We start from the raw sequence: 14,187 nt of genomic DNA, 5'->3' as shown, positions 1-14,187 counted from the left end.
TCAGATCCCCAGATAGGCTTCGCGGATGCGCGGGTCGGCGATCAGCTCGTCCGCGGCCCCCGCCATGATGATGCGGCCGGTTTCCATGACATAGCCGCGGTCGGCGATCTTCAGCGCGCCGAAGGCGTTCTGCTCGACCAGCAGCACGGTCACGCTCAGCGCCTTGAGGTTCTTCACCACGTCGAAGATCTGGCTGACGATGATCGGGGCCAGCCCCATCGACGGCTCGTCCAGCAGCAGGCAGGTCGGCCGTCCCATCAGCGCGCGCGCCATGGCCAGCATCTGCTGCTGCCCGCCCGACAGGCCGCCGGCCGCCAGGTTGCGCTTTTGCTTGAGGATGGGGAACATCTGGAAGGCATCCTCCATGTCCCGGTCCACCCGCTCGTCGCTGAACAGGAACGCGCCGAGGCGCAGGTTCTCCTCGACCGTCAGGCTGGTGAAGATCTGCCGCCCCTCGGGCGACTGGGCAAGGCCCAGCCGCAGCCGCTTGTAGGCCGGCACCGACACCAGCGGCTCGCCCCGGAAGGTGATCGTGCCCCCGGTGACCGGCTGCACGCCCGAGAGGCACCGCAACAGCGTGGTCTTGCCCGCGCCGTTCGCCCCCACCACGGTGACGATCTCGCCGGACTGGACCTGCAGGTCGATGCCGTGCAGCACCTCGATGCGCCCATAGCGCGAGCGCAGCCCCTCAACCGTCAGCATTTTCGGCCCCCAGATAGGCGGCGATCACCGCCGGGTTCTGACTGACTGCGGCGGGATTGCCCTCGGCGATCTTCTCGCCGTGGTCCAGCACGACGATGTGGTTGGAAATGCGCATGACCATCTTCATGTCATGCTCGACCAGCAGGATCGCGACGCCCGCGGCGGCGACCTCGGCGATCAGGTGGTCGATCTCCTCGGTCTCGACGGCGTTGCAGCCCGCGGCCGGTTCGTCCAGCAGCAGGACCTTGGGGTTCAGCGCCAGCGCGCGCGCGATCTCCAGCCGCTTGAGCGAGCCATAGGACAGGTTCCCGGCCTCGCGCTCGGCCGCGCGGTCCAGCCCCACGCGCGCCAGCAGCCTGCGGGCGCCGGCATCGGCGGTCCGCGCGCGCCTGCGCGACGACGGCAGGCCCAGCAGGTCGGCCAGCACCGGGCCGCGTTCCTGCAGGTGATAGCCGGTGACGGCGTTTTCCAGCACCGTCATCGACTGGAAGATCTGCAGGTTCTGGAACGTCCGGCTGAGGCCGCGGCGCGCCAGAAGATGCGGCGCCATGCCGGTCACGTCCTCGCCGTTCAGGACAACGCGGCCCGATCCGGGCAGATAGACGCCCGAGATCATGTTGAACAGCGTGGTCTTGCCCGCCCCGTTGGGACCGATGACCGACACGATCTCGCCCGCGCGGACGCGGAAGCTGACATCGTTGACGGCCTTGATGCCGCCGAAGGCGATGCCCAGCCCCTCGACGGACAGAAGATCGCTCATTCGCCCTTCCCCCGGATCGCCTTGAAGATCGAGGGCAGCAGCCCCTCGCGCAGGAAGATCATGACCAGCACCATCACCAGACCCAGCACCATCTGCTCGTATTCGGCGAACACGGTCAGCACCTGCGGCAGCAGCGTCAGGATGCCCGCGCCCAGGATTGCGCCCAGCACCGAGCCCACGCCGCCCAGCACCGCCATCGTCACCATCTCGATCGAGTGCATGAAGCCCGCGACGTCCGGCGTGATGAACTTGTTCTGCAGGGCCAGCAGCGATCCCGCGACCGACGCATAGACCGCCGAGATCACGAAGGCCTGCAGCTTGAGCCGCGCGACATCGACGCCGACGGTGCGGGCGGCGACCTCGGACCCGTGCAGCGCCCGCAGGGCGCGCCCGGTGGGGCTGTCGTACAGGTTCAGCGCCAGCCACGCGCCCAGGATCAGGGACAGGCCGCAGAAGAAATACCAGAACTGCCCGTTGGTCAGGTCCAGCCCCCAGGTTTCCAGCAGCGCCCGCAGCCCCAGGTCGGGCACGTCGATGCCGTCGGGCCCGTTGGTCAGGTCGCGTTCGTTGTTGAGCACCATCGACACCAGGATGCCGAAGCCCAGCGTGGCGACCCCCAGGTAATAGCCCTTGAGGCGCAGGATCGGCCGGCCCACCAGATAGGCCAGCACCGCCGACAGCGCCGCGCCCAGCACGATGGCCAGCGCCGGATGCAGGCCCAGGTGCGTCGGCGCCAGCGCGCAGGCATAGGCGCCGATCCCGGAAAAGCCCGCGTGGCCCAGGCTGATCTGCCCGGCATAGCCGGTCAGGATCACGATCCCGGTCACTGCGATGCCGTTGACAAAGAGCAGCGCGCCCACCCGGTAGTAATAGCCCGAGGGGAAGAAGAACGGGGTGAGGGCCACCAGAAGGGCCAGCACCAGCAGGGTTGCGGCTTTGGGCGTCAGTCGCATGGTCACACCCGATCCGTGGATTTGCGGCCGAACAGGCCCTGCGGCATGAAGAACAGCACCAGCAGGATCACCACGAAGGCGGCGGCGTCCTTGTACTGCGACGACACATAGCCCGCGGTCAGCGCCTCGATCAGCCCGATCAGGAACCCGCCGGTCAGCGCCCCCTTGGGACTGCCCATGCCGCCCAGCATCGCCCCGGCAAACCCCTTGAGCGCAAAGCCGATGCCGACGTTGTAGGCCGTCAGCGTGATCGGCGCGGCCAGCATGCCCCCCAGCGCGCCGATGGCGGCCGACAGCGCAAAGGACAGCGTCATCACGAAGCTGGTGTTGATGCCCACCAGCTGCGCCGCAAGGCGGTTGTTGGCGGTGGCCAGCACCGCGCGCCCCAGCAGCGTGCGGGTGAAGAACAGCCACAGCGCCACATAGACCACCAGGGCCCCGGCGATCACCCACAGGCTTTGCGGCAGGATCGTCGCGCCTCCGATCCGCAGCGGCTCGTCGCCCGAAAAGGCGGGGAAGCTGTGGATCTCCTTGCCGAAGATCAGCTGCGTGCCGCCCTGGATGAAGATCGACGCGCCGATGGTGATGATGATCAGCGACACGACGGGCGCGCCGCGGGCCGGCTCGATCATCAGCTTGTTCATGGCGACGCCCAGCAGCGCCGTCACCGCGATCGCGATCAGCGCCGCCAGCGGCAGCGGCAGCCCCTGGGCATGGGCGAACCAGGTGATCATGCCCCCCAGCATGACGAACTCGCCCTGGGCAAAGTTCACCACGTCCGAGGCGTTGTAGATGATCGTGAAGCCCAGGGCGACCAGCGCATAGACCGCACCGACCGTCAGCCCCGAGAAAAGGAATTGGAGAAGTTCCGACATGGTCGCTCCGGCGTGTGACGTGGGGAAAGGATGCGCGCCCCCGCCCCCCGCGGGACGGAGGCGCGCGTTCAGTCCGTCACTCGACGAGCGTCCATGTCCCGCCCTTGATCTCGAGCATGCGGAATGCCGAGAGGTCGAGGCCAAGGTGATCCTCGGGCGAGAAGGTGTAGATGCCGGTGGTGCCGGCCAGGCCCTTGGTCTGCTCGATGGCGTCGCGGATGGCCGCAGGCTCGGCGGACCCGGCGCGGGTGATGGCGTCGGTCAGGATCAGGAACGCGTCATGGGCATAGCCGCCGAAGGTGCCGACCGACGTGCCGGTCTTGGCCTCGAACTCGGTCTTGTAGGCGGTGACGACAGGCTTTTGCGGGTCGCCCTCGGGCAGAAGATCGGCCACCAGCAGCGCCGTGCCCGGCAGGCGCACGCCTTCGGCGGCATCCGCCCCCGCCAGCTCGATGAACCCGTCCGAGGCGACGCCGTGGGACTGATACAGCGGCAGGTCGATGGCCAGCTGCCTGAAGTTGCGCGTCACGATCGAGGGGCCCTGGCCGAAGCCGGGGTTCAGCACCGCCTGCACGCCCTCGGCGTTCTTGATCTTGGTCAGTTGCGCCGTCATGTCGGCGTCCTTGGGGTCATAGGTCTCGTCGGCCACGATCTCGATGCCGTGATCGCCCGCGACGGCCTTGCACTGGGCCTGCATGGACGCGCCGAATCCGTCGGTGCCCGAGATCATGCCGATCTTGGTAAAGCCGCGCTTCTGCATGTCCTCGAAGATCTTCTGGCAGGCCATGCGGTCGGTGTGGGGCGTCTTGAAGGTGTAGGGCTTGACCGGGTCGATGATGTCGATGGCGCCGGCCAGCGAGATGAACGGCACCTCGGCGTCCTCGGTCACGTCCAGGATCGACATCGACGTGCCCGTGGTCGAGCCGCCGATGATCGCGACGGCCTCGTCGTCCTCGACCAGCCGCGTGGCGAAGGTGCGCGCCTTGTTGGGGTCGCCGCCGTCGTCGTACAGGACCAGCTTGACCTGCTCGCCGTTGATGCCGCCCTTGGCGTTCAGGGCCTCGACCATCATCTCCAGCGTCTTGGCCTCGGGATCGCCCAGGAACGCGGCCGGGCCGGTGGCCGACACGCTGGCGCCCAGCACGATGTCGGCTGTGGCCGCGCCCGACAGGCCCAGCACGGCCAGCAGGCCAAGGGCGGTGGTGGTCAGGGTCTTCTGCATGGTCTTCTCCTCCCCGAGAAGGTGGTGGTTGATCAGGCGGCGGCCGGCCGGCGCCACATCGCGCGGCGGAATCGGGCGGCCACAAAGGCGGTGTCGGTCAGGGACGCGTTCCCCGCCGGGTTGGCCCCGGTCACGTGGAAATCGCTGAACGCGGCCGACTGGTTGACGTAGATGTTGCCGGTCAGGTTAACCGACAGGTTGACGCCGGCGGCGGCAAAGGCCGCGACGGCGCGGGCGATGCGATCCTCGTCGGTGTCGTACAGCGCGGCGGTGATCGCCCCCTTGCGGGCGGCAAGGTCCGCCGCGCGCGCGATCCCGTCGTCGCCGTCGCGCACGGCCACGACAAAGGCGACGGGGCCAAAGCATTCTGCCTGCGCCGCCGGGTCGTCGGCCGTCACGGCGACGATCAGGGGCGAGGCGGTGCGCCCCTCGCCCACCGGCCCCGACGGGCGGATCACCCGCCCCACGCCGCGCGCGGCCTCGATGCGCTGCACCGTCGCGGGATTGGCGATGGCGCCGCAGATGCCGGCAGCCCGGTCGGGATCGGCCAGAAGCGCATCGACCGCATCGGCAAGGCCCTGCGCCACCTGATCGAAGCTCAGGGGGCCGCGGTCCGTCTCGATCCCGCCCTCGGGCACATAAAGGTTCTGCGGCGTGGTGCACATCTGGCTGGAATACAGCGACAGCGAGAACGCGAGGTTCGCGAACATCCCCGCCGCATCATCGGTCGCCGCGATGACGACGCTGTTCACCCCGGCCTCCTCGGTGAACAGCTGGGCCTGCCGCGCGTTGTCGCGCAGCCAGTCCCCGAAGGCGTTCGATCCGGTATAGTCGATCAGCCGCACGGCCGGATCGGTCGCCAGCGGCTTGGTGATCTCGGCCCCCGGCTGGTCCACCGCCAGCAGCATCGCGTCGGCGGGCAGCCCGGCTTCGGCCAGCACCTCGCGGGCGACGCGGACGGTCAGCGCCAGCGGCAGGATCGCGGACGGGTGCGGCTTGACGATCACCGGGTTGCCGGTGGCCAGGCTGGCGAAGATCCCCGGATAGCTGTTCCAGGTCGGGAAGGTGTTGCAGCCGATGGTCAGCGCCACGCCCGCGGGGACCAGCGTCCAGTGCTTGTCCAGCACGATGGGCGCGGCCTTGCCCTGCGGCTTTTCCCAGCGGGCCTGTGCCGCAAACCGGGTCATCTCGTCCCAGGCCATTGCCACCGCCTCCAGCGCGCGGTCCTGCGCGTGCGGCCCGCCCGCCTGGAACGCCATGGCGAAGGCCTGCCCGGTCGTGTGCATCGTGGCGTTGCCCAGCAGAAAGCTGTCGCGGTTCAGGCGCGCCAGGATTTCCAGGCAGACGCCGACCCGCGATTCGGGCGATGCGGCGGCCAGCGCGGGGGCTGCGGCCCTGGCCGCGCCGATCAGCGCCGCGGCGTCCGCCGCCGGATAGGTGATCCCCAGCGCGGGACCGAAGGGCGACTGCTCGGCCCCAAGCCGGTGCGATTCGGGATGACCGGGCAGGTCGAAGGGGCGGTCCAGGGCGGCGCGGAACGCGGCCTCGCCGTCGGCCCGGGCGGTTTCGCCATAGATCTTGCCGCTGGGCACCTCGGGGAACGGGGTCCAGAACCCGCGCCCATGCAGGGCCGAGACGGCAGCCTGCAGCATCGGGCCGTGACGGTCAAAGAACTCGCTCATGCACTTCCCCCAAGGCGGGGCCTCCGACCCGCTTCCCCTTTATCATTGACCGGCCGGTCAGACTATGCAACAAGAATCTGTGAGGCCACGAGGAAAAACGGGTGGCGAGGGAGAATGACATGACCGCTTCGGACTCGGTGCTGTCGGCGCAGGCCGACGGTGTGCTGACGCTGACCCTGAACCGTCCCGACAAGCTGAATTCCTTCAACGAGGACATGCATCTGGCGCTGCGCGCGGGCATCCAGCGGGCGCATGACGACGACGCGGTGCGCGCGGTGCTGCTGACGGGCGCAGGCCGGGGATTCTGCGCCGGCCAGGACCTGGGCGACCGCGACCCCCGCAAGGGCGGACCGGTCCCGGATCTGGGCCACACGCTGGACACCTTCTACAATCCCACGCTGCGGCTGATGCGGGGCTTGGACAAGCCGATCGTCTGCGCGGTGAACGGGGTCGCGGCGGGCGCCGGGGCCAACATCGCGTTCGCCTGCGACATCGTCCTGGCGGCGAAATCGGCCAGGTTCATCCAGGCCTTCGCCAGGATCGGCCTTGTCCCGGATGCGGGCGGCACCTGGAGCCTTGCGCGCATCCTGGGCGAGCCGCGCGCCAAGGCGCTGGCCCTGACCGCCGAGCCGCTGCCGGCCGAAACGGCCGCCGAGTGGGGGCTGATCTGGAAGGCCGTCGACGATGCCGAGCTGATGGCCGAGGCGGGCGCGCTGGCGGCGGCGCTGGCCGCCGGGCCGACCCTCGGCCTGGGGCTGACCAAGCGGCTGATCCAGGCGGCGGCGACCGGCAGCCTGGACCAGCAGCTTGACCTGGAACGCGACGCCCAGCGCGACGCGGGCCGCAGCGCCGATTATGCCGAAGGCGTCACCGCGTTCCTGGAAAAGCGTCCCGCACGGTTCACCGGCCGATGACACGGGTTGCCGACATGACCCCGCAGGAGCTGGCCGAGGCCTCGGCCTGCGCGATGTGGAACGACGACAGCGCCAGCCAGCAGCTGGGCATGACGCTGGACCACATCGCACCGGGCCGGGCCACGCTGTCGATGACCATCACGGCGGCGATGTCGAACGGTCACGGCAACTGCCACGGCGGCTATCTGTTCACGCTGGCCGACAGCGCCTTTGCCTTTGCCTGCAACAGCTACAACACCATGACCGTCGCGCAGCACTGCTCGATCACCTACCTGATTCCCGGCCGCATCGGCGACCGGATGACGGCCACCGCGACCGAGGTGTCGCGCCGGGGACGCTCGGGCCTCTACGACATCCGCGTCACCAACCAGCACGGCGACACCGTGGCCGAGTTCCGCGGCCATTCGCGCACCGTCAAGGGCACCCACCTGCCCGTCCACGACTGACCGCCGCAATTCCGAGGGAGGAAGCCATGAAAGATCTGACCCCCGACCGCAAGGAGCTGGACCCGATCGAGATCGCCTCGCGCGACGAGATCGAGGCGCTTCAGTTCCACCGCATGAAACGCTCGCTCAAGCACGCCTATGAGAACTCGCCCTTCTACCGCAAGCGGTTCATCGAGCATGACGTCCACCCCGAGGAGCTGAAGTCGCTGGCCGACATCGCCAAGTTCCCGTTCACCGAAAAGCAGCATCTGCGCGACACCTATCCGTTCGGCATGTTCGCGGTGCCGCAGACCAAGCTGGTGCGCATCCACGGCTCGTCGGGGACCACCGGCAAGCCGACGGTGGTGGGCTACACCGCCTCGGACATCGACAACTGGGCCAACCTGATCGCGCGGTCGATCCGCGCCGCGGGCGGCCGCCAGGGCGACATTCTGCACAACGCCTATGGCTATGGCCTGTTCACCGGCGGCATCGGCGCCCATTACGGCGCGGAACGGCTGGGCTGCACCGTGGTGCCGATCTCGGGGGGGATGACGGAACGCCAGGTCACGCTGATCCACGACTTCAAGCCGCGCATCATCATGGTGACGCCCAGCTACATGCTGTCGATCCTCGACGAGTTCCGCCGACAGGGCTATGACCCGCGCGAAAGCTCGCTGGAGATCGGCATCTTCGGCGCCGAGCCGTGGACGAACGCCATGCGCCTCGAGATCGAGGACGCCTTCGACATGCACGCCGTGGACATCTATGGCCTGTCCGAGGTGATGGGCCCGGGCGTCGCGCAGGAATGCGTCGAGACCAAGGACGGGCTGCACATCTGGGAAGACCATTTCTATCCCGAGATCATCGACCCGATGACGGGCGAGGTCCTGCCCGACGGGCAGTTCGGTGAGCTGGTCTTCACGACGCTGACCAAGGAAGGGCTGCCGATGGTGCGCTATCGCACCCGCGACCTGACGCGCCTGCTGCCGGGAACGGCGCGCTCGATGCGCCGGATCGAGAAGATCGCGGCCCGCAGCGACGACATGATCATCCTGCGCGGCGTCAACGTCTTCCCGACCCAGATCGAGGAGCAGATCCTGAAGTGCACGGGCCTGGCCCCGCATTTCCAGATCGAGCTGACCCGGACGGGGCGGATGGACAACATGACCGTGCATGTGGAATGCGACCCGGCCCATGGCGCCGCAGAGGCCCGCGCGGCATCGGCCAGGGAACTGGCCCACCACATCAAGTCGGTGATCGGCGTCTCGACCCGGATCGAGGTCCACGACCCGCTGGGCGTGGTGCGGTCCGAGGGCAAGGCCCGCAGGGTTGTGGACAACCGCCCCAAGGCATGATCAGTACCCCGGCGCCGCTGCGGGGCGAATGCCCGCGGCAACGGCCGCCGATCCGGCCGTGTCCGGTTCGGCGAAAGACCGTTTCAGGAAAGTGATCGCGATGGCTCGGACACGGGCGCAGGATTTCGAGGACAAGCAGCGCGCCATCGTGGAAAGCGCCGCCCAGGTCTTTGCCGAACAGGGCATGGACAAGGCGTCGATGGCGCAGATCGCAAGCCAGGCACAGGTGTCCAAGGCGCTGCTGTATCATTACTATCCCAGCAAGACGGCGCTGATCTCGGCCATCATCCTGACCCATCTGGAGGAGGTGGACGCCGCCGTCGAGCAGGCCGACGACCCCGCCCTGCCCCCGCGCCAGCGCCTGCGACGCCTGATCGGCGCCGTGCTCGAGGCGTATCGGGGCGCGGACAACCAGCACAAGGTGCAGCTGAACGGCACCGCCACCCTGCCGGACGAGCAGCGGGCCGAGATCCTGATGCTGGAACGGCGCATCGTGCGCCGCTTTGCCGCGGTGCTGGACGAGATCAACCCCGACCTGAACGACAAGCAGCGTCCGCTGCTGACCCCCGTCACCATGTCGCTGTTCGGCATGATGAACTGGATGTACATGTGGTTCCGGGACGGCGGCCGGATCAGCCGCGAGGATTACGCCGACGTGGCGACGACCCTGATCCTGGAAGGGATCAAGGCCGTTCGCTGAACCGCGCGCGTTCCAGGACCAGGGGATCATAGGCCGGGGCCTCGGCCCGGCGGCGGCCGGGCTCGGGCGCGGTCAGGGCCGTTGCGGGCGCCACCTTGCGCTGCGCCTCGACCGCAAGCTGCTGATAGATGCCGGTGCCGCGCCGCTTCCACTCGATCTCGTCGGCCGACAGTTCGCGCATCACACGCGCGGGCGAGCCGACCAGCAGCGCATTCGCCGGCACCTGCATCCCCGCCTTGACGAAGGCCATGGCGGCGACGATCGTGTTCTCGCCGATCACCGCCTCGTCCATGACCACCGCATTCATGCCGATCAGGACGTTGCGGCCCACATGGCAGCCGTGCAGCACCGCGCCGTGGCCGATGTGGCCCGCTTCCTCGACCACCACGTCCTTGCCGGGAAAGGAATGGACGACGCAGGTTTCCTGCACGTTGCAGCCGGGATGCAGCACGATGCGCCCGAAATCGCCGCGCAGCACCGCGCAGGGGCCGACATAGACGCCCGCCCCCACGATCACGTCGCCGATCACCACCGCCTCGGGGTGGACGAAGGCAGCGGGATCGATCACCGGCACGATCCCGTCCCAGGAATAGACGCGGGCCACCCGGATCAGGCCTGCGCCGCCGGCGGCCAGGTCTTGGCCACCATCGTCAGCACGTCGTACTGGGCGACCACTGCGCCGTTCTGGTTCGTGACCTGGCAATCCCAGCGCACCTCGCCGTGGTCGGCGGTGGCGCGGGGGTTGATCTCCTTGCAGGTCAGCCGCACCTGCAGGCTGTCGCCGAAATAGACCGGCGTCAGGAAACGCAGGTGATCGACGCCATAGTTCGCCAGAACCGGGCCGGGGTTCGGCTCGACGAACAGGCCCGCCGCAAAGGACGCGATCAGATAGCCATGCGCGACGCGGCCGTCGAAGAAGGGGTTCGCGCGCGCGGCCTCCTCGTCCATGTGGGCATAGAACGTGTCGCCGGTGAACGCGGCGAAATGCTCGACGTCCTCGAGGGTGACGATCCGGCTTTCGGTGACAAGCTGGTCGCCGATCCGCAGGTCGGCCAGCGACTTGCGGAACGGGTGGACGCCGTGCTGCACGTCGGCGCCCTCGATCCAGCGGCCGGTGACGGCCGACAGCAGGCGGGGCGTGCCCTGGACGGCGGTGCGCTGCATGTAATGCTTGACCCCGCGGATGCCGCCCAGCTCCTCGCCGCCGCCCGCGCGGCCGGGGCCGCCGTGGACCAGCGGCGCCAGCGGCGAGCCGTGGCCGGTCGAGGACTTGGCCGACAGCCGGTTGCCGATCAGCACGCGGCCGTGGAAGGGCGCGGCGCCCAGCACCACCTCCTCGGCCACGGCCTTGTCGTCGGTGAAGACCGAGGACACCAGCGAGCCCTTGCCGAGCCTGGCCAGTTCCACCGCCTCGCCCAGATCGTCATAGGGCAGCACGGTGGACACCGGGCCGAAGGCCTCGCAGTCGTGGACGGCATCGGCCGCAAAGGGGCGGTCGGCATAAAGCAGGACCGGGTTCAGGAACGCGCCCTTGTCCGCGTCGCCCGAGGCCAGGCGCACATCGTCCGGGTTGCCCGCCACGATCTCGGCCACGGCCTGCAACTCGCGGATGCGCGCCCGCACCTCCTCGCGCTGGTCGAGGCTGGCCAGCGGCCCCATGCGCGTGCCCTCGTCGCCGGGCAGGCCCAGCGCGGTCTTGTCCAGCCGCTCGCGCAGCGCCTCGACCAGGGCATCGACCTGCGCGCGGGGCGCGATGACGCGGCGGATGGCGGTGCATTTCTGCCCGGCCTTCGAGGTCATCTCGCGCGCGACCTCACGCACGAACAGGTCGAACTCGGGCGTGCCCGGCACCGCGTCGGGGCCGAGGATCGAGGCGTTGAGGCTGTCGGCCTCCATCGTGAAGCGCACCGAGTTGTCGATGACCGCCTTGTGCGCCTTGAGCTTGCGTCCGGTATGGGCCGAGCCGGTGAAAGTCACGGCGTCCTGCCCTGTCACATGGTCCAGCAGGTCGCCGACCGAGCCGCAGATCAGTTGCAGCGCGCCTTCGGGCAGGATGCCCGTCTCGACGATGCGGCGCACCACCAGTTCCGTCAGATAGGCGGTCTGGCTGGCCGGCTTGACGATGCAGGGCACGCCCGCCAGCAGCGTGGGCGCAATCTTCTCCAGCATCCCCCAGACGGGAAAGTTGAAGGCGTTGATATGCACCGCCACGCCTTGCAGCGGCGACAGGATGTGCTGGGCGCTGAAGCTGCCGTCCCTGGACAGCGGCTCGATGTCGCCGTCGGTCAGCACGCGCGTGTTGGGCAGCTCGCGCCGGCCCTTGGAGGCGAAGGCCAGCATCGTGCCGATGCCGCCCTCGATGTCCACCCAGCCGTCGGGGCGGGTGGCGCCGGTGCGCAGGCTTTCGGCGTAGAACTCCTCCTTGCGCTCCATCAGCGCAAGGCCCAGCGCCTTCAGCATCCCGGCGCGGTCGTGGAAGGACATCGCCCGCAGCGTCGGACCGGCGACGGTGCGGCCGTGGTCCAGCACGGCGGCGAAATCCAGCCCCGTGGAATCGACCAGCGCGACGGGCTCGCCGGTTGCCGCGTCCAGCAGCGTCTGGCCCTCGTTGCGGCCGGGCGTCCAGGCGCCGCAGACATAGCTTTCAAGACGGCGCGGGGCGCGAAGCGGGGCGTTCATCGGCGTATCCTTCCAGGTTCACAAGGCGGCGGGGCGCGCATCGGCCCCGCGCCGCACGTGTCAGAGGCCAAGCGCGGCCAGATGGTCCGTGACCAGCGTGTCCCACCGGGCCAGCAGGGTTTCGTTGGGCGTGTGGCGCAGGCCGAACTTGCGCAGCGTGTCATAGCGCGCCGACCCGGCCACGCCGAAGGTCGCGGCCACGCGGGGGCGCCAATAGGCCAGCGCGCGCTGCCCTTCGGCCTTGCCCGCGGGGGTTGCGGCGATGCGTTCCAGCCCTTCAAGGCCCAGGGCTGCGTGACGCGCCTCGCGCGGCGCGATCTCGCGGAAGACCTCGGCCAGGGGCGCATAGGACACGCGCGTCAATTCGGTCATCTGCACGCCCGTCGCCAGGCCCTGCAGGACGTTCATCACCACCGCATCGGTCCAGCCGTCGATCGGATAGTTGAACACCGACAGCCGCATGTCCCCAGAGCGCCGGGCCGCGCCGATGTCGGCGTCGCGGTCCAGCCGCGCCGCCCAGTCGTGCTGGGACTGATAGCGCCCGGCGTCGGTGCCGAAGGTTTCCATCACCGCCAGCACCCGTTCGGCATGGTCGGCCTTTTCCATGGTGATCCGGCTGGCCGCGATGCGTTCCTTGATCGCCGGGGCATAGTTGATGCTGTCGGCGAACCCGGCCGAGGCCGCCAGCTCGCTGTCCACGAAGGACGACATCAGCCGCATCAACTCGCCCCGATAGCGCGCGGGCACGTTGCCCGGCACGGTCAGCACGCCGCCCTGGGCGAGGTAGTCGTCGATATTCATCGTGTCGGACATCGGTGTTCCTCCCTCGATCCCGTTCATTCGTCGTAGGTGACGACGACGCGCGCGCTCAGCGGCGTGGCCTGGCAGGACAGCACATAGCCCGCGCGCACCTCGTAATCCTCGAGCGCGTGGTTGACGGCCATCTCGACCTCGCCTTCCAGCACCTTGCAGCGGCAGGTCGAGCAGACACCCGCCTTGCAGGAATAGGGCGCGTCCATCTGCGCGGCCAGGGCGGCGTCCAGGATCGACTGGCCGCTGCGCGGCATCTCGAAGCTGCGGGTGGCGCCGTCCAGCGTCACCGTGGCCTGCGTGCCGGTGCCCGGCACCACCTCGCGGGCGGACACCGCCGGGGCCTTGGCCCGGCCGGGCTGGCCGCTGGCGAACAGTTCGAACTTGATCTGGTCGTCGCGCAGCCCGTGGTCGCGCAGGGATGCCGCCACCGCCAGCATCATCGGCTCGGGTCCGCAGATGAAGGCCGTGTCGATGGCGCTGGCGTCCAGCCAGTGCGTGAACAGCCCGGTCATCTTGTCGGCGTCGATCCGGCCCGTGAACAGGTCGATCTCCTGCCCCTCCTGTTCCAGCACGTGGATCACCGAGAACCGGCCGAGATAGGTGTTCTTCAGGTCCTCCAGCTCTTCGCGGAACATGATCGTGCTGATCTGGCGGTTGGCATAGACCAGCGTGAACTGCGACGCCGGCTCGCGCGCCAGCACGGTCTTGATGATCGACAGCAGCGGCGTGATGCCCGACCCGCCGGCAAAGCCCACATACTGGCGTTCGGCCTGCGGGTCGATCGCGGTGAAGAACTTGCCCATCGGGGGCATGGCCTCGATCTCGTCGCCAGGGGCGAGGTTCTCGTTGGCCCAGGTCGAAAAGGCGCCGCCCTCGACCCGCTTGATGCCCACGCGCAGAACGCCTTCGTCCAGGCCGGCGCAGATGGAATAGCTGCGGCGCAGCTCCTCGCCATCGAACTCGCGCCGGAAGGTCAGGTACTGCCCCTGGGTAAAGTCGAAAAGCGTCCGGTCGTCGTCGCGGGGGGCCAGCGTGACGATCACGGCATCGCGGGTGTCGCGGCGCACGTCGGTGACTTTCAGCGGATGGAAGCGTGCCATCGGG

At 68.9% G+C, this 14,187-nt stretch carries 14 protein-coding genes; 4 read left to right on the top strand and 10 right to left on the bottom strand.

What is annotated here, in order from left to right; all coding sequences use genetic code 11:
• The 6 genes from DPQ23_RS06460 to paaN form a co-directional block, all read right to left on the bottom strand.
• Positions 1 to 702, bottom strand: a complete 702-nt coding sequence (locus tag DPQ23_RS06460; protein WP_112873889.1) for an ABC transporter ATP-binding protein — start codon at positions 700 to 702, stop codon at positions 1 to 3.
• Positions 689 to 1,462, bottom strand: coding sequence for an ABC transporter ATP-binding protein (locus DPQ23_RS06455; RefSeq protein ID WP_112873888.1), 774 nt, complete (start codon positions 1,460 to 1,462; stop codon positions 689 to 691). Before DPQ23_RS06455 ends, DPQ23_RS06460 begins: the two co-directional genes overlap by 14 nt.
• Entirely contained in the window at positions 1,459 to 2,415 is a 957-nt protein-coding gene (locus tag DPQ23_RS06450) for a branched-chain amino acid ABC transporter permease (protein ID WP_112873887.1), read from the bottom strand. Before DPQ23_RS06450 ends, DPQ23_RS06455 begins: the two co-directional genes overlap by 4 nt.
• Before the next feature lie 2 nt (positions 2,416 to 2,417).
• On the bottom strand, positions 2,418 to 3,290 hold the full coding sequence (locus DPQ23_RS06445) for a branched-chain amino acid ABC transporter permease (RefSeq protein ID WP_112873886.1): 873 nt from the start codon (positions 3,288 to 3,290) through the stop codon (positions 2,418 to 2,420).
• Between the two features lie 76 nt (positions 3,291 to 3,366).
• Positions 3,367 to 4,512 (bottom strand): ABC transporter substrate-binding protein, encoded by a 1,146-nt coding sequence (locus DPQ23_RS06440; protein ID WP_112874106.1) that lies wholly within the window; start codon positions 4,510 to 4,512, stop codon positions 3,367 to 3,369.
• A gap of 32 nt (positions 4,513 to 4,544) precedes the next feature.
• On the bottom strand, positions 4,545 to 6,194 hold the full coding sequence (gene paaN, locus DPQ23_RS06435) for a phenylacetic acid degradation protein PaaN (RefSeq protein ID WP_112873885.1): 1,650 nt from the start codon (positions 6,192 to 6,194) through the stop codon (positions 4,545 to 4,547).
• A 119-nt stretch (positions 6,195 to 6,313) separates the two neighbouring features.
• Here paaN and paaG point away from each other — a divergent pair, with 119 nt between their 5' ends.
• The 4 genes from paaG to DPQ23_RS06415 all read left to right on the top strand — a co-directional run bounded on the left by paaG (position 6,314) and on the right by DPQ23_RS06415 (position 9,591).
• Positions 6,314 to 7,108 (top strand): 2-(1,2-epoxy-1,2-dihydrophenyl)acetyl-CoA isomerase PaaG, encoded by a 795-nt coding sequence (gene paaG / locus DPQ23_RS06430; protein ID WP_112873884.1) that lies wholly within the window; start codon positions 6,314 to 6,316, stop codon positions 7,106 to 7,108.
• Positions 7,109 to 7,122: 14 nt separating this feature from the next.
• A complete protein-coding gene (gene paaI / locus DPQ23_RS06425) occupies positions 7,123 to 7,554 on the top strand; it encodes a hydroxyphenylacetyl-CoA thioesterase PaaI (RefSeq protein ID WP_205961421.1) in 432 nt (143 codons plus the stop codon).
• 26 nt (positions 7,555 to 7,580) lie between these two features.
• Complete coding sequence (gene paaK, locus DPQ23_RS06420; protein WP_112873882.1) at positions 7,581 to 8,891, top strand: phenylacetate--CoA ligase PaaK; 1,311 nt, start codon at positions 7,581 to 7,583, stop codon at positions 8,889 to 8,891.
• Positions 8,892 to 8,991: 100 nt separating this feature from the next.
• Positions 8,992 to 9,591, top strand: coding sequence for a TetR/AcrR family transcriptional regulator (locus DPQ23_RS06415; RefSeq protein ID WP_112874105.1), 600 nt, complete (start codon positions 8,992 to 8,994; stop codon positions 9,589 to 9,591).
• Here the strand turns inward: DPQ23_RS06415 and DPQ23_RS06410 are convergent.
• From DPQ23_RS06410 to paaE, 4 genes are read right to left on the bottom strand one after another with little or no spacing between them, the layout of a single operon-like run.
• Positions 9,575 to 10,195: an acyltransferase gene (locus DPQ23_RS06410; RefSeq protein WP_112873881.1), complete on the bottom strand. Its 621-nt coding sequence runs from the start codon at positions 10,193 to 10,195 to the stop codon at positions 9,575 to 9,577. The two genes, DPQ23_RS06415 and DPQ23_RS06410, sit on opposite strands and share 17 nt — an antisense overlap.
• Before the next feature lie 5 nt (positions 10,196 to 10,200).
• Positions 10,201 to 12,270 (bottom strand): phenylacetic acid degradation bifunctional protein PaaZ, encoded by a 2,070-nt coding sequence (gene paaZ, locus DPQ23_RS06405; protein WP_112873880.1) that lies wholly within the window; start codon positions 12,268 to 12,270, stop codon positions 10,201 to 10,203.
• Positions 12,271 to 12,330: 60 nt separating this feature from the next.
• Positions 12,331 to 13,083: a Phenylacetic acid catabolic protein gene (locus DPQ23_RS06400; RefSeq protein ID WP_112873879.1), complete on the bottom strand. Its 753-nt coding sequence runs from the start codon at positions 13,081 to 13,083 to the stop codon at positions 12,331 to 12,333.
• A 23-nt stretch (positions 13,084 to 13,106) separates the two neighbouring features.
• Positions 13,107 to 14,183 carry a 1,2-phenylacetyl-CoA epoxidase subunit PaaE gene (paaE, locus tag DPQ23_RS06395; RefSeq protein WP_112873878.1) on the bottom strand — a complete coding sequence of 359 codons (1,077 nt, stop codon included), beginning with the start codon at positions 14,181 to 14,183 and terminating at the stop codon, positions 13,107 to 13,109.
• Positions 14,184 to 14,187 lie beyond the last annotated feature (4 nt).

The organism is Paracoccus endophyticus (genome assembly GCF_003286075.1).
Classification (GTDB): Bacteria; Pseudomonadota; Alphaproteobacteria; order Rhodobacterales; family Rhodobacteraceae; genus Paracoccus; species Paracoccus endophyticus.
The sequence above is the reverse complement of the archived record's forward strand: the minus strand, read 5'-3'. Positions and strand labels throughout refer to the sequence as shown.